Below are 16,908 nucleotides of genomic sequence, written 5' to 3'. Positions count from 1 at the left end.
TACGAGGTTTATAAGAAGGTTGTTCAGGAGCGGAAGCTGCAACCCGACTGAGCTTCAGGATGATCGGCGCGGTAGCCAAGAGCCGGAAGAGAATCAGGCGACGTGGAGGAAGCCATGTTCAAGCGCCTACCCAGTGATGTTTGCCCTTGTTCTCACTGGAGCAATCCTGGCGTTTTCAGGCGCCGCGCGTGCCGAAACCACCGTCATGACTTCAGGTGGCTTCTCCCTCGCCTATCAAGAGCTGCTGCCTGAGTTCGAGCGCACGATAGGTGCCAAGGCCGTCACGATCTCCGGCGCGTCTCAGAGCACTGGGCCGACCAACATCAAGGCCGCTCTATTCGAGCGGTTCCTGATATACGGCTTCGATAAGCTGCCTCGTTGAGGCAGCTAGCGATGTGAGCGGACACTATTCCCGTGTGGCGCCCACAGAACCCCGTTGATCGAAGCAATAAAAGACTTCGCTTCTGTCGCGCTCCTCCCGCGCTGTCCACCAGTCATTAGCTGCATCGGCGAGAAGGGTGCCTGCATCAACAGTACCGGCCAAGTTGCCACGTAAAGAGAGAATAACGTCGGCGCTCGCTAAGTCGCGCATAACGAGAACCTCGCCGCTGATCTCGGTTGGCGTGCAGCCTGCCTGCCGCAGGAGCCACGGCAGATCCCGCCCGATCGCACCTTGCCCCGCACCCATATCAGCCTTCTGGTGGACATAGGCTCGCAGGACTTCCATCGGCCCACCAGCGACCACTACCGTATGGCAGCCTGGTTCGAGGGCGGCAAGACGGCCTCCGTGCCACAGTACACGGGCGAGTTCGGCCATCGCACCCACCGGATCGGTGAGGTGCTGCAAGGTCCGCTCAATACTTACGGCATCAAAGGAGGCATCTGCAAATGGCAGAGCCATCACGCCTCCGGTTTTGAAGGAGCTGGGACATGAATGACGTGCTGTCCACTGCAATCAAGGGCCAGGTCGCATTGCTGATGCTCAACCGCCCCGAGAAGCTGAACGCTCTGGACAACGGCTTGCTGGCCGCGATCGCCGCCGCCTTGGACGTCATCGAGTTGAATCCCGCCCTGCGTGCGGTTGTCATCACGGAAGCTGGCCGGGCCTTCAGTGCCGGTGCCGACATTGCTGCATTCCGCGTCGTGTGGAGGCCGGTCCGGCTGAGGCCGTCGCATGTTTCATGCGGCGTGGCCATCGGATGACCCGGTGGGTCGAGAGCTTTCCCAAGCCCATTATCGCCGCGGTGAATGGCCTCGCCTTTGGGGGCTGCGAACTGGTAGAATCCACGCACATTGCTTGGCCGCCGACATGGCCGTGTTCTCGAAGGCAGAGATCAATATCGGGATCATACCGACCTTCAGGGACACCCAGCGCCTCCCCGCAACATCGGTCGCAAGGCGACTACCGAACTTATTCTGACCGGGCGAAGGTTCGACGCCGCAGAAGCCCTGCGCCTCGGCTTGGTTAACCGCGTCGTGCCGCCTCTGGCCTGCTCGATGCCGCGCTGTCCCTCGCGGCGGATCTGGCTGCCAAGCCGCCCTTGACGCTGGCCGCTGCCCTGTCCGCGATCCACCGGGGCATGGAGGCTTTCATCGATGATGGCCTGGCGATCGAGGGAGCCGCTTCGCGCGCATCGTGCAGACCCAGGACGCAAGGGGAGGGACCGCGGCTTTTCTGGAATAACGGCCGCCATCATACGAAGGCCGGTGAACAGGGAACCGGTATGGGTTACTGAGCACGCACCACCAACGGCAGGGTCGGAGGTGGGCTCGCCCTGGCCAGCCATCTGATGTCCGCCCTTCTACGAGATCTCTTGGTGGCGGACGTGTGTGGTCCCGCGGAGTAGTGGCGCATCTGCCTGTACCGGCCACGAAGGATGCTGCCCACGACAGCAGCTTCAACCCCGTCCACCTGCATCAGACAAATTTATAAGGCGGCGCCATCAGGCTGAATACAGGCCCTTGACCCTCCCACGGTGGGAAACGCCACCTTCGTGGCTCGACAGCAATGCGAAGGAGACACCCATGCTGCGCTTCAAGATTTCGAACATGACCTGCGGCGGCTGCGCCGAGGGCGTGGTGGACACCGTGCGTGAGGTGGACCCGAACGCCGTGGTCGAAACCAACGTTGAGCAGCGCGAGATCAGCGTCGAGACCAAGGCGGCCGACGCCGACACTCTGGACCGCGCTCTCCGCGATGCGGGCTGGAAGAGCGAGCGCCAAGCGGCCTGACGCGCAGGTCCGGGCTTGCGGAAGACTCCGCAAGCCCGGCGCCGACGCACCGCAAGCTCCATCCCTCGGGGCGGCGACGAAAATCACAGAGGAAGAATCATGGCTCCGGACACCAATGCCGTGCCGCAGGTCCATCGGGCTGGCGCGCAAGAGGCTGAGAATGCCTTGTCATTACCCATCGAGGGAATGACCTGCGCCTCCTGTGTCGGCCGCGTGGAGCGTGCCTTGGCCAAGTTGCCGGGGGTCACCCAGGCCAGCGTCAACCTTGCCACCGAACGCGCGGAGCTTCGCTTTTCCGGGCGCCCCGACCTCCCCGTACTCCTCGCAGCGGTTGGCCGCGCAGGCTACGCCGTGCCGGAGGAGACAACGGAGCTTTCCATTGAAGGAATGACCTGCGCCTCCTGCGTTGGCCGCGTGGAGCGGGCCCTCAAGGCTGTGCCGGGAGTTCTGGAAGCTTCGGTGAACCTGGCGACCGAGCGCGCCCTCGTGCGTTATGCGGGCGGCGCCGTGAATGCCGCCACCCTGGAAGCGGCCGTGCGCCGCGCTGGTTACGTGGCCCGCCGAACATCGCTTGAGGCCGCCGATGCGCGGGTGGACCGTGAGCGCCAAGCCCGCGAGCGCGAACTCTCCTCACTCCGGCGCGCGATGGTGCTCGCGGCCGTGCTGACGGCACCGCTTTTCCTGCTGGAGATGGGCAGCCACTTCGTTCCTGGGGTGCACCATTGGATCGCGTCCAGCATTGGCATGGAGGCCGCCTGGTACCTCCAGTTCGGCCTGGCGACGCTGGTGGTCTTCGGCCCGGGGCTGCGCTTCCACAGGAAGGGTTGGCCCAACCTGCTGCGCGGTGGCCCCGACATGAATTCCCTGGTGGCGCTCGGCACCGCCGCCGCCTGGATCTACTCGACGGTCGCCACCTTCGCGCCCGCGTTGCTGCCTGCCAACGCGCGCAACGTCTACTACGAGGCCTCGGCTGTCATCGTCACGCTCATCCTGCTTGGCCGCTTCCTGGAGGCCCGCAGCAAGGGGCGCACCTCGGAAGCGATCAAGCGCCTGATGGGCCTTCAGGCCAAGACTGCGCGGGTGGAGCGCGGCGGCCAGACCGTGGAACTTCCGGTGGCCGAGGTGGGAGCGGGCGACATCGTGCTGGTACGCCCCGGCGAGCGGCTGCCCGTGGATGGCGAGGTGCTGGATGGCGCCTCCTTTGTGGATGAGAGCATGGTCACCGGCGAGCCGGTGCCGGTCCGGAAGGAGGCGGGCGCGTCCGTCGTCGGGGGGACCGTGAACAAGACCGGCTCCTTCCGCTTCCGTGCGACCGCGGTCGGAGCCGACACGGTGCTGGCCCAGATCGTGCGCATGGTGGAGTCCGCACAGGGCTCCAAGCTGCCGATCCAGGCCATGGTGGACCGGGTGACCATGTGGTTCGTCCCGGCCGTCATGGCGGCGGCTGCCCTTACGTTCGCGGTCTGGCTCGTCTTCGGCCCCGATCCGGCGCTGACCTTCGCGCTCGTCAATGCCGTGGCGGTGCTGATCATCGCCTGCCCCTGCGCCATGGGGCTGGCCACGCCGACCTCCATCATGGTGGGAACAGGACGGGCGGCCGAGTTGGGCGTGCTGTTCCGCAAGGGCGAGGCATTGCAGACGCTGCGGGATGCCCAGGTCGTGGCGGTGGACAAGACCGGGACGCTGACCAAGGGTCGCCCGGAGTTGACCGACCTGGTGGCCGCTCCCGGCTTCGCTGAAGCCGAGATTCTCGCGTTGGTCGCCGCTGCCGAGGCGCGTTCCGAGCATCCCGTGGCGGAAGCCATCGTTGAGGCGGCCCGGCAGCGCGGGCTGATGCTGTCCACGGTTGAGGCCTTCGAGGCTGTGCCGGGCTATGGCGTGGCCGCCACTGTCGATGGACGACGGGTCGAGGTCGGCGCCGACCGCTACATGGTCCGCCTCGGGCATGACCTGACCGCCTTCACGAAAGCGGCGGCACGTCTCGCCGACGAGGGCAAGACGCCGCTCTATGCTGCCGTGGATGGGCGGCTTGCTGCGGCCATTGCCGTCGCCGACCCGATCAAGGAGACGACGCCCGCGGCCGTGGAGGCACTGCACCGGCTCGGCCTCAAGGTGGCGATGGTCACCGGCGACAACCGGCGCACCGCCGAAGCCATCGCCCGCCGCCTCGGCATCGACGAGGTGGAGGCGGAGGTGCTGCCGGATGGCAAGGTGGCCGTGGTGGAGCGCCTGAAGGCGGGTGGACGGCGCAAGGTCGCCTTCGTCGGCGACGGCATCAATGACGCGCCAGCGCTCGCCGCCGCCGATGTGGGGCTCGCCATCGGTACCGGCACGGACATCGCGATCGAGAGTGCGGACGTGGTTCTGATGTCGGGCGACCTGCGGGGCGTGCCGAACGCGATCGCCCTGTCGCAGGCGACGATGCGCAACATCGGCCAGAACCTGTTCTGGGCCTTCGCCTACAACACGGCGCTGATCCCGGTGGCGGCCGGTCTGCTCTACCCGGTGTCCGGCGTGCTGCTTTCACCCATGCTGGCGGCGGCGGCCATGGGACTCTCCAGCGTCTTCGTGCTCACCAATGCGCTGCGCCTGCGGGGGTTCCGCCCGCCTATGGAGGCCACGCACGACGGTGCCCGGTCGCCTGCCACCCACACCGCATCCGCGGCTGCCTGACCGGTGCGGGTGATCAGCTCGTGTTGGGCGCCGAGGCTCACGCCGCTCCGACCCGGCCGGGCTGCCGCGCCGGGAGCCCGCCGCCGGGCGGTGTGGGGTGGGTCCCACCGAGCGCGGGCTTTCCGGCACGGCGAGCGGCAGGAGGATCACGGTCCATGGTGAAAGTGACGGGGGCGTGGGGGGGCCTTGACCCTCCCACGATGGGAAACCCCAACTTGCGGAGCAGGCACCGCCGCGAGGGCGGTTTGGAGAAGGATGCAGGCATGAACATCGGGCAGGCATCGGCGGCCTCGGGCGTGTCGACCAAGATGCTCCGCTACTACGAGAGCATCGGGCTGCTCCCCAAGGCGGCCCGGACCGAGGCGGGCTACCGCGTCTACTCGCTGAAGGACGTGAGCACGCTGCGCTTCATCCGGCGGGCGCGCGACCTCGGCCTCTCCATCGAGCGCATCAAGCTGCTGGTCGGCCTGTGGCAGGATCGCGAACGGTCGAGCGCGGACGTGAAGGTGGTCGCCCAGCGGCACGTGGCCGAGCTGGACGCGAGAATCCTGGAGCTCACCGCCATGCGGGACACCCTGCAGGAGTTGGCGGACGCCTGCCACGGCGACCATCGGCCGGAGTGCCCCATCCTGCGCGACCTCGAGGGCGGGCCGCAGGCGGCGGCGAGTGGCGCCGATGTGACAGGCCATTTTGGCACCCGGAAGCGCGGCGCTGCGGGATGCCCGGCTCAGCCGCACGCGGGCTAAGCCTGATGCCGCGAGCAGGTTCAACCAAGGGCGGCGGAGATCAGGAATGCCGAAGGGCGAGAATCGAACGATGACCAATGACAAGCTGAGCAGGCGGCAGGCGCTGGGCCTCGGGGTCGCCTCCCTGGCGTTCCCGGCCGCGTCCGGCGCCCTGGCCCAGCCCGCCGTCGGCCGGGCTATGCCGCGCGAGTTCAACCTGACCCTGTCCCACGTGACGGCCAACATCACCGGGCGGCACCGCCCGGCGATGGCCATCAACGGGCAGATCCCAGGTCCCGTCCTGCGCTTCCGCGAGGGCGAGGAGGTTGTGATCAACGTCGCCAACCGGCTGCGCGAGCACACCTCGATCCACTGGCATGGCCTGATCCTGCCGAGCAGCCAGGACGGCGTGCCGGGCATCAGCGACGGCTTCCAGGGCATCGACGCGGGCGGCACGCACCAGTACCGCTTCTCGCTCGTCCAGGCCGGGACCTACTGGTACCACAGCCACTCGGGCGTGCAGGAGCAGTCCGGGCTCTACGGCGCCATCGTCATCGATCCCGCGGCGCCGGAGCCCTTCGGCTACGACCGCGACTTCATCATCCAGTTGTCGGACTGGACGGACGAGACGCCGAGCCACGTCATCGCCAACCTCAAGCGCGATCCCGGCTACTACAACTACAACAAGCGCACCCTGGCCAGCCTGATCGGCGAGCTGCGCCGCGCGCCGGACGGCGCCGCCCGTTCGGCCATCGTCTCCGACCGCATCATGTGGGGCGACATGCGGATGGACCCGACGGACATCGAGGACGTCGGCGGCTACACCTACCTCGTCAACGGCCACACCCCGGCGCAGAACTTCACCGCGCTGTTCCGGCCGGGCGAGACGCTACGCCTGCGCTTCATCAACAGCGGCGCCATGACCCATTTCGACGTGCGCGTTCCCGGGCTCGAGATGACGGTGGTGCAGGCGCATGGCAACAACGTCCGCCCGGTCACGGTGGACGAGTTCCGCATCGCCCCGGCCGAGACCTTCGACGTGCTGGTCCGCCCGCGCGACGGGCGACAATACCAGGTGCTGGCGGAATCCATGGGCCGCCAGGGCTTCGCGCAGTTCAGCCTGGCCACGCAGGAGGGCATGCCCGCCCTGCCGCTGCCGCCGCACCGCCCGCGCCCCGTGCTGACCATGGCCGACATGGGCATGAACTACGGGCCGAGCGGCCTGGACCGCGGCACGCCGATGCCGGAGGTGGACGCGCCCGGCCATGTGGCGCCGATGGACATGGGCGGCATGGACCACTCCGCCATGCCGATGCCCGCCGGAGGCTCCCAGGTCATGCAGCACGGCCCCACCGGCAGCATGAACCACGGGAACATGGCCGGGATGGATCATTCCGCCATGGCGGGCATGGACCACTCGAGCATGGCCGGAATGAACCATGCCGGAATGGCTGGCATGAATCACGGCACGATGGGCGACATGGCGGGCATGAACCACGGTCCCGCGGGCGGCGCGGCGCCGGGCGGCATGGACCACAGCGCCATGGGCCATGGCGGCATGGCGACGCCGGACCCCCTGGTGAACGACGTCGGCGCCCCGCCGGGCGCCCGCGTGCTGTCCTACCGCGACCTGCGCGCCGCCAAGCCGCTCTATCCGGTCCGCGACCCCACCCGTGTCATCGAGATCCGGCTGACCGGCAACATGGAGCGGTACTTCTGGTCCATCAATGGCAACAGCTTCAGCCAGGCGCAGCCCATCCAGTTGCGCCTCGGCGAGCGGGCGCGCTTCCGCTTCGTCAACGAGACCATGATGAACCACCCGATGCACCTGCACGGCATGTGGATGATGCCGCAGGTCGGCAACGGGGCCGAGAATCCCCTGCTGCACACAGTCAACATCAAGCCCGGCTCGACACTCGACGTGGACATCGAGGCCGACGCGCCTGGCGGCTGGGGCTTCCACTGCCACATGCTCTACCACATGGAGACCGGGATGATGCGCAAGGTGTCGGTCGTCGCGCCGCGGCAGTCGGTCTCGGCGCGGTGACGGCCATGAGGACCAGGAGCATCCTGACCGCCGCCACATCCCTCGCTGTCCTGGCCTCGGGCGTCTTCCAGGCCGTACCGGCGCAGGCGCAGGCCATGCAGCACAGCACCGAGCCGTCCTTCAGCCACGAGGTGTTCACCGGCGCGGTGCTGTTCGAGAAGCTGGAATATGGCTGGGGGCTGGACGGCCCCAACATCGGCCGCTGGGACGGGCAGGCTTGGTATGGCGGCGACGTCAACCGCGTCTGGCTGAAGACCGAGGGTGAGACAAAGCGCAACGGAACGGTCGAGAGCGCCGAGGCCCAACTGCTCTACTCCCGCCTGCTCGGCTACTACTGGGACTTTCAGGCCGGTGTCCGCTACGACATCCGCCCGCGCCCTGACCGCTTCTACGGCGTCATCGGCCTGCAAGGGCTGGCGCCCGGCATGTTCGAGGTCGACGTCCAGGGCTTCGTCAGCGAGAAGGGCGACCTCTCGGCGCGCGCCGAGGTGTCCTACGACGCCTACATCACCCAGCGGCTGGTGCTCCAGCCCAACGCCGAGGTCAACCTTGCGCTCCAGAAGGTGCCCGAGCTGGGCGTCGGCAGCGGCTTCAACGATGTCGAGGCCGGGCTCCGCCTGCGCTACGAGTTCACCCGCGAGGTCTCGCCCTACATCGGCGTCAGCTATGAGCGGAAGCTCGGCGACACCGCGCGTTACGCCCGCAACGAGGGGGAGGATGTGGGCGGCTGGGCCTTCCTGACTGGCATCCGGCTGTTCTTCTGAGGCCGGTCATGGTGCTCCGCATGCACCACTCTGGGCTCGGCATGGTCCTGGCCGTGATGGGAAACGCCGACATGACCGAACTCGCAGCGTGGACTGCATCAGCCGATGCCGCCGGTCGATCCTGACACCGAGCGGGAGGCGCGGGCTGTCAGCCCGCTCCCCGCCGAGGCCCACATCCTCGTCGTCGAGGATGACGGGGAGATGCGCACGCTCATCGCCAAGTTCCTGCGCCAGAACGGCTTCCGGGTGACGGGCGCGCGCAGCGGCGCCGAGATGTGGGACACCATCGCCCTGAAGCGCGCCTTCGCCAACATCATCGACAATGCGGTGAATTACGGCAGCTCGGCCCGCGTCACGTTGGTCGACCAGCGGCAGGAGCTCGTCATTCATGTGGACGATGCCGGGCCGGGGGTGCCGGAGGAGCAGCTGGAGAGCGTCTTCCAACCCTTCTGCCGTCTGGAGCATTCCCGCAACCGCCGGACCGGCGGCTCTGGCCTCGGCCTGGCCATCGCCCGCCAGGCAATCGGCCGCCATGGCGGATCGGTGACGCTCCAGAACCTCACGGGCGGCGGCCTCCGCGCCAGCATCCGCCTGCCCAGACCTGCCTAGGAGATTGACGATGCACCCTTGGAGCACGCGCCGGAACCTCATGATTGGCCTGCTCGGCCTGGCCGTGCTGCCCGTGGCCTGCGGCGGCCCGCCCAAGGTGGAAGCCTGGCGGGACCGCACCTGTGGCTGCTGCGGTGGCTGGGTCGAACACCTGCGGGCCGAGGGCTTCGAGGTGGACGACAAGGTGGTGGACGCCGTCGGCCCGCACCGGCAGGCACTCGGGACGCCATCCGACCTGATCTCCTGCCATGCCGGGAAGGTGGGCCGCTACGCCCTGGAGGGCCATGTCCCCGCGGCCGCCATCCGGCGGCTGCTCAAGGAGAGCCCCAAGGGCATCGCCGGATTGTCCGTGCCCGCCATGCCGGTCGGCGTGCCGGGCATGGAGGTGCCGGGGGCGGAGCCCTCGACCTACGAGGTCGTGGCCTTCGGTCGCGACGGCGCCTGGCGGCCGTGGATGCGCTTCCGCGGCCTGGAGGTGGTGTGAGCACGGCCGCCATCCCCGCCCGCGGCGGGCCACCCGAGGGCCTGCCGTCGCCCCACGCCGTGTACGGCGCGTCGGTTACGGTCCCTGTATCGAACCCGCCATGCAGCGTCGTCACCCTAGCCTGCTGCGGCGGACTCGGGCGTCTACAGAACCTCTGCCACCCCTAGGAGGACACATGGTCCACACCACATCGAAGGTGATCGGCAAGCTCGCCCTGGCGGCGACGCTGCTGCTGGGCGTCGCCGCCTGCGCGCAGCCCGGAGGTCCCCCGGCCACGACGCCGACCTCGTCGCAGATGTCCCTGACCCCGGCGCCGAGCACCCCGGGCTCGTCCGCCGCCATGGCCAGCAGTGGCGCCCAGGGCAGCATGGGCTCCATGCCCGGGCACAACATGTCCGGCATGCAGGGTCGCAACATGGGAGGCATGGGCGGCATGAACATGCAGCAGATGATGCAGCATTGCCAGCAGATGCGGGCCCAGGCCCAGCAAGGTTCGTTGTCGCCGCAGATGCAGGAGATGATGCAGCACTGTCAGATGATGAACCACTGACGAGATGGGGCGGGGCGCCCAGGGCGCCCACCTCGCACCCACGGAGGAGCTGGATGCAGTTCCGCTGACATCAACTGATAAGATGGCGCAAGCGGACGGACACAGTGGCGGCCCATCCTCTTCAGGTGCCGGACAGAACGGCAAACGTGATTGAGGATCTCGCTATCACACCCCGCTTCCAATCCGCGCTTTCCGCCTCTCCTTGTTTGCGGCGTTCGGCGCTTCCGCCGTGGTGACGCGGGCCAACGGGCCCATCGAGGTTGTTGGGCAGGCGAGAACATCGCCGTGGTCTACCCGCCTGACCACAACGAGAATGTCGTGGGTGGCGGGCGTGTCGCCGTTGCCGGGAACGGGGAGAACCTGCGAATCCGCTATGCGGAGCCGACGCACTTCATGCCGGGAACATCGAAGCGGTACATCGTGCTCGCCTCGCGAGTGACCGCGCCACAGGCGCCAGAAAGAGCCATCCGGCGCCTTGACCTTCCCACACCGGAAATCTCCATCTCCGGAACAGCCACAAGACCACAGCAGCCGCGGAGGAGCGCCGCAGATGGACGAGCACAAGCCCCACCACCATCGCCACGGCCATGGCGCGCAGCCCAGTGGGCACGCGCCCGCTAGCGGCGACCAGACCACGGTGCACGATCCCGTTTGCGGGATGGTGGTCGATCCGGCCAAGACGCCGCACCACGCGCATCACGGCGGCGCCGCCTTCCACTTCTGCTCGGCGGGCTGCAAGTCGAAGTTCGAGGGCGACCCGGGCAAGTACCTGACGGCGGAGAAGGCGGCCGCGCCGACTGCGACGGAGAAGGCCACCATCTACACCTGCCCGATGCACCCGGAGGTGCGCCAGCAGGGACCCGGCAACTGCCCGATCTGCGGTATGGCCCTGGAGCCGCTGGAGGTCACGGCCGAGGCCGCACCGAACGCGGAACTCGCCGACATGACGCGGCGGTTCTGGATCGGCCTCGTGCTGACCCTGCCCATCCTCGTCCTGGAGATGGGCTCGCACATCCCGGGTCTCGACCTGCACCACCTGGTGCCGCCCAGGGTCTCTGTGTGGCTCCAGTTCCTGCTCGGAACGCCCGTGGTGCTCTGGGCGGGCTGGCCGTTCTTCGTACGCGGCTGGCAGTCGGTGGTGAACCGCAGCCTGAACATGTTCAGCCTGATCGCGCTCGGCACCGGCGCCGCCTACCTCTACAGCCTGGTCGCGACCTTCGCGCCTGGCGTCTTTCCCGAAGGGTTCCGCGGCATGGGCGGCACGGTCGCCGTCTACTTCGAGGCTGCGGCCGTCATCACGGTGCTCGTCCTGCTCGGCCAGGTGCTGGAACTCCGCGCCCGCGAGCAGACCGGCGGCGCCATCCGTGCCCTGCTGAACATGGCACCCAAGACCGCGCGGCGCGTCAAAGATAACGGCGAGGACGAGGAGATTCCGCTGGCCGAGGTGCATGTGGGCGACCGGCTGCGCGTGCGGCCTGGCGAAAGTGTGCCAGTGGACGGCGCGGTGCTGGAGGGCAGCGGCGCCGTGGACGAGTCCATGGTCACGGGCGAGTCCTTGCCGGTCGAGAAGCAGCCCGGCGCCAAGGTCATCGGCGGCACGGTGAACGGCACCGGCGCGCTGGTGATGCGGGCGGACAAGGTCGGCTCCGACACCATGCTGTCGCGCATCGTTGCCATGGTCGCCGAGGCGCAGCGCAGCCGGGCGCCCATCCAGCGCATGGCCGACACGGTGGCGGGCTGGTTCGTCCCCGCAGTCATCGCCATCGCGTTCATCGCCTTCGTCGCTTGGGCGGTCTGGGGCCCGTCGCCCGCGCTCTCCTACGGGCTGATCGCGGCCGTCTCGGTGCTCATCATCGCCTGCCCCTGCGCGCTCGGCCTGGCCACGCCCATGAGCATCATGGTGGGCGTCGGCAAGGGCGCCTCGGCGGGCGTGCTCATCAAGAACGCCGAGGCGCTCGAGCACATGGAGAAGGTCGACACGCTGGTCGTGGACAAGACCGGCACGCTGACCGAGGGCAAGCCCAAGGTCGTGGCCGTGGTCCCGGCGCCCGGCCTGACCGAGGCCGAGGTGCTGCCTCTGGCGGCCAGCCTGGAGCGGTCGAGCGAGCACCCGCTGGCCGCCGCCGTGGTGGCCGCGGCCACGGAGCGCGGCATGGCCTTTGGCGAGCCCGCCGACTTCGTCTCCGTCACCGGCAAGGGCGTGACCGGCACCGTCGGCGGGCGCCGGGTGGCGCTGGGCAACGCGCGGCTGATGCAGGAACTCGGTGTGGGCCTCGTTGGTCTTGCCGCCAAGGCCGAGGAGCTGCGGCGCGAGGGCGGCACGGCGCTGTTCCTGGCGGTGGACGGTGGGCCGGGCGGTGTCATCGCGGTCGCCGACCCCGTCAAGCGGAGCACGCCTGCCGCGCTGGAGAGCCTGCGGGCCGAGGGCATCCACATCGTCATGCTGACGGGCGACAACCGCACGACGGCGGAAGCGATTGCCCGCAGGCTCGGCATAGACGAGTTCCAGGGCGACGTCCTGCCCGAGGACAAGCACCGCATCGTCCGGGAACTCCGCGCCCAGGGGAAGGTCGTCGCCATGGCGGGCGACGGCGTCAACGACGCCCCGGCGTTGGCGGAGGCCGACGTTGGCATTGCCATGGGCACCGGCACGGACGTCGCCATGCAGAGCGCGGGCGTGACCTTGGTGAAGGGCGACCTCGCGGGCATCGCCCGGGCCCGGACACTGAGCCGAGCGACGATGAGGAATATCAGGCAGAACCTGTTCTTCGCCTTCGTCTACAACGCGGCCGGGGTGCCGCTGGCGGCGGGGGTGCTCTACCCGTTCATCGGCCTGTTGCTCAGCCCGATCGTCGCGGCGCTGGCCATGGCGCTGAGCTCGGTCTCGGTGATCGGCAACGCGCTGCGCCTGCGGGCCACGCGCATCTGACGGGCGGGGTCGAGGAGGACTTGACGGACCGCTCCGCCACCGACGGGTTTCGAAGCCTGTCGCCCGCGGACCTGCCCGCGCTGTCCAGCGAGGACCTCCGCAAGCTCCTGCTCTCCCTGCTGCGCCGGAACGGGTTCACGCTATCGATGCCCGAGACGGCATGGAGATGCGGCGTCTCCTTGCGACGCCGCCGTTGGACCTCGCCCTGCTCGACGTGACGCTGCCCGTCCAGGTCGGGGCTCGACGTCCGCATCACCCGGCAGCCGGGGCAGGCCAAGCATGGTGCGCCGAACTTCGCGCAGGCCTGGAGGATTGCGGGGGTCGCCAGCCTGGATGTCGGGCGGGGCAGGGAGGACGGGCGGCACCCACAGGTCGAGTGCGTGCTGCAGGCCGACACGACCGATCTCCGGTCTTCCGGAGTTCGCCAGACGCCGACCTTCTTCGTGAACGCACGGCCGTTGCTCTCCTCCCGGCCACGGCGGCTCTACGAGCTTGTCCTGACGAGTTGAACGCCCCGCGCTGAAGGCCGGGTTCAGGCGGCACGCCGTCACCGAAGGATGAGGCCGATGATAACCTTCGCCGCCAGCCCGCCGAGAGCGCCGCTCTGACCCACCCGGTCGTCGGTAGCGAGCGTTGTCGGCAGGGCGTGGCTGGCTCCCGGGTCCAGGTTGCTCGAGGCTGCACTCGCCTGCGCGCATCCGGCACCCGGGCTCCAGGCACCTGTCAAACCGCAGGCTTCCAGGCGAGCAGGCGCAGCGCGTTCAGGGTGACGAGCACGGTCGCACCGGTATCTGCCATGATGGCGGGCCAGAGGCCGGTCACGCCGACCATCGTCGTCACCAGGAACACCGCCTTGAGGCCGACGGCGATCGCCACGTTCGTCTTCACGTTGGTCATGGTGGAGCGCGACAGGCCTACCAGTTCCACGACGCCGGAGACGCGGTCCTTGAGCACCGCGGCGTCCGCCGTCTCGAGCGCGACGTCGGTGCCGCCGCCCATGGCGACGCCGACCGAGGCGGCCGCGAGCGCCGGGGCGTCGTTGATGCCGTCGCCCACCATGACCACGGACCCGGCGGAGCGGAGCGCCCCGATTTCGCGCAGCTTGTCCTCGGGCAGCAGCTCCGCCTTCACGTCCAGACCCAGGCCACTGGCGATGGCGGCACCGGTCCGGGCATTGTCTCCGGTCAGCATCACTGAACGGATGCCGAGCTTCGACAGCGCGGCCACAGCCGCGGCGGCGTCCGCCCGTGGCTCGTCCCGGAGGGCCAGGACACCTGCCGCCGCGCCATCCACGACCACCACGACCGCCGTCTTGCCTTCGCCTTCCAACCTCGCGGCCTGCTCGACGAGGCCGCCCATCCTGGCACCCAACTCCGCTGCATGGCGCGGGCTGCCCACGCTGACCCTCCGGCCACCCACCGTCGCGGTGACTGCCTTGCCCGGCACAGCACCCTGGTCCGAGGCTGCGGGTGTCGCGATGCCGCGCGACCCGGCCTCGGCCATGACAGCCTTGGCCAAGGGATGCGAGGATCCCTGCTCCACCGCCGCGGCATAGGCCAGGAGATCCGACGCCGATGTCCCGGACGCCGGGAGCACGTCCGTCACCCTGGGGTGGCCCGCCGTCAGCGTGCCGGTCTTGTCGAAGGCCACCGTCCGGGCCGTCCCAATCTCCTCCAGCGCCGCGCCGCCCTTGATCAGGAGGCCACGCCGGGCTCCCGCCGACAGCCCGGAGGCCAGGGCGGCGGGAACGGAGATCACCAGCGCGCAAGGGCAGGCGATGAGTAGCACGGCCAGCCCACGGTAGACGCTGGTCCACCAGTCCCAGCCCAGCAGGAAGGGCGGAACCAGGATCACCAGGGCAGAGACCACCATCGCGCCCGGGGTCCAATAGGTCGAGAAGCGCTCGATGAAGCGCTGGGTAGGCGCACGGGAGGCGGTGGCCTCCTCCACCATGCGGATGATGCGGGCGATGGTGTTGTCCGTGGCGGCGCGCGTCACGCGCACGCGCAGCGCGCCGTCGGTGTTGATGGACCCGGCGACGACCGCCTCTCCGGGGCCGCGGTTTACTGGCACGCTCTCGCCCGTCACCGGGCTTTCGTCCAGGGCGGACCGGCCATCCTCGATGATGCCGTCGCATGGCACGCGGTCGCCGGGGCGGACCAGCACGAGGTCGCCCACCGACAGGCGATCCGACGGCACCTGCTCCGTCGAGTTGTCGGCCCGCAGGCGTAGCGCCGTGCGGGGCATCAGGTTGGCCAGCGCCTTGATGCCCGCCCGGGCGCGCCCGGCCGCCACGTTCTCCAGCAGCTCGCCCAAGGCGAAGAGCAGGACGACCACCGCCGCTTCCTCCGCCGCGCCGATGACGGCCGCGCCTGCGGCGGCGGTTACCATCAAGGTCTCGATCGAGAATGGTGAGCCTGCCCGCGCCAGGTTGAACGCCCGGCGCCCGAACGGCACCAGGGCGACCAACGTCGCGATCAGGAAGAGCGGGTAGGTCAGGTCGTGCGGCAACACCAGTGACAGCGCGTAGGCGCCAACGACGAGGGTGCCCAGCAGCCAGACCAAGCGCGCCTTGCCCGTCGCGTACCATGGCTTAGTCGCGTCGGCGGGGTCCTCATGATCGGCATGCGAGTGGCCGAACGCGCCACCATGGGCATGGCTGCCGTCATCGGCGCTCCCGGACTGGGTGCCGACCGGCTTGGGATGGGCGTGTTCGTGTTCGCCGTGGCCATGGTCGTGGCCGCGGCAACGGTCGTGATCGTGCCCATCCGCCGGAGCGGATGGCGTACCGGGGGCATCCTGGCGCGCCAAGGCTCTCACCTTGTAGCCCAGCGCCCCAACCTGCCTCTCCACCGCCGCGACGTCCGTCGTGCCCGGCGCGAGACGCAGGGTAAGCCGCTCGGCCATCAGGTTCACCGAGACGTCGGAAACCCCGGGGAGGCGGCCTACGGCCTTCTCCACCTTGGCGATGCAGGAGCCGCAATCCATGCCTTCCACCCGCCAGGAGAGCGGTGGCGAGGCAGCCGCGGCTTCCAGGCGCGTCGCCTTGTAGCCCAGTGCGCCGATCTGCTTCTCCACGGCCTCCGGCGTTGCGCCGTCGGGTGACAGCGTGGCGCCGAGGCGCTCCGCCATCAGGTTGACCTTGATGTCGCTGATACCCGGTAGGCGGCTCACCGCCTTCTCGACCTTGGCCACGCAGGATGCGCAGTCCATGCCTTCAACTCGCCAGGTCACCGGCTGTCCGGGGATGTTGCCGCCACGCGGGCCGTCCATCGAGCAATCTCCTGCTGATGGTCCCCTAGATACAACCTCCAGTCACTGGAGGTTCAAGGGTAGATTCATGCTGTTGTGTCCCAGCCCACGCCTCCGCCATCCGGCCCACCATGCGTTCGATGGAACCCACCCCGCGCGCCTCGATGAGCCGGTCCTGGCTCCGCGTCCCGAACAGCATGGCCCCGTCGACACGCGGAGGGTGCCGGACGGTGATGGCGATGAAGGGCTCGGGTTCCTCCTCCTCGTCCTCGGCCACCAGGACGAAGGCGATCCTGGCGCCGGTGACGGCGCCGGTGCTGGGCATCTCGAGCTTCAGCGGGAGCTGCTCGCTGCGGATGGACACGGCGTGGATCCAGGGAGGTGCCGGGAAGGGGCGCCAGAAGGAGGGCGCCGTTCTCTATGAAGCGAGAAGGCATGACCCGTGCTGGCCAGGAAGTGATGTCGAGGGAGGTAGGCTCCGGACCCATTAACGATCCCTTTGCGCTTTGATCCTGCTGTGATTCCATGGCAGCGGAGGTGCTGCCATGGCTGACCTGTTCTGGCTCACGAAGACACAGATCGAGCGGATCTCGCGCTAGAGGCTGTTATGGACCTGCGTCCAGTTGAGCAGCCTGCCTGAGCA

Annotated in this window: 15 protein-coding genes; 12 read left to right on the top strand and 3 right to left on the bottom strand. The window is 68.8% G+C overall.

Features of this window, described 5'->3' with window-relative positions:
* Positions 1-382 (top strand): hypothetical protein (locus IBL25_RS26985; RefSeq protein ID WP_456315872.1); only part of this gene is annotated, 382 nt, incomplete at its 5' end.
* A 24-nt stretch (positions 383-406) separates the two neighbouring features.
* On the opposite strand, the gene IBL25_RS17540 is transcribed toward IBL25_RS26985, so the two are convergent.
* Positions 407-955, bottom strand: coding sequence for a methyltransferase domain-containing protein (locus IBL25_RS17540; RefSeq protein WP_275296021.1), 549 nt, complete (start codon positions 953-955; stop codon positions 407-409).
* On the opposite strand from IBL25_RS17540, the gene IBL25_RS26980 reads away from it, so the two are divergent.
* The 11 genes from IBL25_RS26980 (at position 931) to IBL25_RS17490 (ending at position 13,013) form a co-directional block, all read left to right on the top strand.
* The gene (locus IBL25_RS26980) at positions 931-1,203 is read left to right on the top strand and encodes an enoyl-CoA hydratase-related protein (RefSeq protein WP_238940509.1); all 273 of its coding nucleotides are present in this window, start codon (positions 931-933) and stop codon (positions 1,201-1,203) included. The two genes, IBL25_RS17540 and IBL25_RS26980, sit on opposite strands and share 25 nt — an antisense overlap.
* Before the next feature lie 90 nt (positions 1,204-1,293).
* The gene (locus tag IBL25_RS27615) at positions 1,294-1,545 is read left to right on the top strand and encodes an enoyl-CoA hydratase/isomerase family protein (protein ID WP_367615633.1); all 252 of its coding nucleotides are present in this window, start codon (positions 1,294-1,296) and stop codon (positions 1,543-1,545) included.
* A 480-nt stretch (positions 1,546-2,025) separates the two neighbouring features.
* Positions 2,026-2,232, top strand: a complete 207-nt coding sequence (locus IBL25_RS17530; protein WP_202986798.1) for a heavy-metal-associated domain-containing protein — start codon at positions 2,026-2,028, stop codon at positions 2,230-2,232.
* 99 nt (positions 2,233-2,331) lie between these two features.
* Entirely contained in the window at positions 2,332-4,905 is a 2,574-nt protein-coding gene (locus IBL25_RS17525) for a heavy metal translocating P-type ATPase (protein ID WP_275296020.1), read from the top strand.
* 263 nt (positions 4,906-5,168) lie between these two features.
* On the top strand, positions 5,169-5,651 hold the full coding sequence (cueR, locus tag IBL25_RS17520) for a Cu(I)-responsive transcriptional regulator (RefSeq protein ID WP_187779827.1): 483 nt from the start codon (positions 5,169-5,171) through the stop codon (positions 5,649-5,651).
* Positions 5,652-5,721: 70 nt separating this feature from the next.
* Entirely contained in the window at positions 5,722-7,677 is a 1,956-nt protein-coding gene (locus tag IBL25_RS17515; RefSeq protein ID WP_187779826.1) for a copper resistance system multicopper oxidase, read from the top strand.
* Positions 7,678-7,682: 5 nt separating this feature from the next.
* The gene (locus IBL25_RS17510) at positions 7,683-8,441 is read left to right on the top strand and encodes a copper resistance protein B (protein ID WP_187779825.1); all 759 of its coding nucleotides are present in this window, start codon (positions 7,683-7,685) and stop codon (positions 8,439-8,441) included.
* Positions 8,442-8,546: 105 nt separating this feature from the next.
* Positions 8,547-9,050: an ATP-binding response regulator gene (locus IBL25_RS17505; RefSeq protein WP_238940508.1), complete on the top strand. Its 504-nt coding sequence runs from the start codon at positions 8,547-8,549 to the stop codon at positions 9,048-9,050.
* A 10-nt stretch (positions 9,051-9,060) separates the two neighbouring features.
* Positions 9,061-9,534 (top strand): DUF411 domain-containing protein, encoded by a 474-nt coding sequence (locus IBL25_RS17500; RefSeq protein ID WP_238940507.1) that lies wholly within the window; start codon positions 9,061-9,063, stop codon positions 9,532-9,534.
* Between the two features lie 175 nt (positions 9,535-9,709).
* Complete coding sequence (locus IBL25_RS17495) at positions 9,710-10,084, top strand: hypothetical protein (RefSeq protein WP_187779823.1); 375 nt, start codon at positions 9,710-9,712, stop codon at positions 10,082-10,084.
* 550 nt (positions 10,085-10,634) lie between these two features.
* Positions 10,635-13,013 (top strand): heavy metal translocating P-type ATPase, encoded by a 2,379-nt coding sequence (locus tag IBL25_RS17490; RefSeq protein ID WP_187779822.1) that lies wholly within the window; start codon positions 10,635-10,637, stop codon positions 13,011-13,013.
* 723 nt (positions 13,014-13,736) lie between these two features.
* On the opposite strand, the gene IBL25_RS17485 is transcribed toward IBL25_RS17490, so the two are convergent.
* Positions 13,737-16,286, bottom strand: coding sequence for a heavy metal translocating P-type ATPase (locus tag IBL25_RS17485; protein ID WP_187779821.1), 2,550 nt, complete (start codon positions 16,284-16,286; stop codon positions 13,737-13,739).
* Between the two features lie 25 nt (positions 16,287-16,311).
* Positions 16,312-16,629, bottom strand: a complete 318-nt coding sequence (locus IBL25_RS17480; protein ID WP_187779820.1) for a hypothetical protein — start codon at positions 16,627-16,629, stop codon at positions 16,312-16,314.
* Positions 16,630-16,908: the final 279 nt, after the last annotated feature.

The sequence above is a fragment of the Pseudoroseomonas ludipueritiae genome, from assembly GCF_014490445.1.
Lineage (GTDB): Bacteria > Pseudomonadota > Alphaproteobacteria > Acetobacterales > Acetobacteraceae > Pseudoroseomonas > Pseudoroseomonas ludipueritiae.
This window is presented reverse-complemented; position numbering and strand designations above follow the sequence as displayed.

Bases quoted from the DNA above. Each gene is read 5' to 3' on its own strand.
- IBL25_RS26980 (WP_238940509.1), top strand. From the start codon at position 931: ATGAATGACGTGCTGTCCACTGCAATCAAGGGCCAGGTCGCATTGCTG.
- IBL25_RS17495 (WP_187779823.1), top strand. From the start codon at position 9,710: ATGGTCCACACCACATCGAAGGTGATCGGCAAGCTCGCCCTGGCGGCG.
- IBL25_RS17510 (WP_187779825.1), top strand. From the start codon at position 7,683: ATGAGGACCAGGAGCATCCTGACCGCCGCCACATCCCTCGCTGTCCTG.
- IBL25_RS17515 (WP_187779826.1), top strand. From the start codon at position 5,722: ATGACCAATGACAAGCTGAGCAGGCGGCAGGCGCTGGGCCTCGGGGTC.
- IBL25_RS17530 (WP_202986798.1), top strand. From the start codon at position 2,026: ATGCTGCGCTTCAAGATTTCGAACATGACCTGCGGCGGCTGCGCCGAG.
- IBL25_RS17485 (WP_187779821.1), bottom strand. From the start codon at position 16,286: ATGGACGGCCCGCGTGGCGGCAACATCCCCGGACAGCCGGTGACCTGG.
- IBL25_RS17490 (WP_187779822.1), top strand. From the start codon at position 10,635: ATGGACGAGCACAAGCCCCACCACCATCGCCACGGCCATGGCGCGCAG.
- cueR (WP_187779827.1), top strand. From the start codon at position 5,169: ATGAACATCGGGCAGGCATCGGCGGCCTCGGGCGTGTCGACCAAGATG.
- IBL25_RS17500 (WP_238940507.1), top strand. From the start codon at position 9,061: ATGCACCCTTGGAGCACGCGCCGGAACCTCATGATTGGCCTGCTCGGC.
- IBL25_RS17525 (WP_275296020.1), top strand. From the start codon at position 2,332: ATGGCTCCGGACACCAATGCCGTGCCGCAGGTCCATCGGGCTGGCGCG.
- IBL25_RS17505 (WP_238940508.1), top strand. From the start codon at position 8,547: ATGCCGCCGGTCGATCCTGACACCGAGCGGGAGGCGCGGGCTGTCAGC.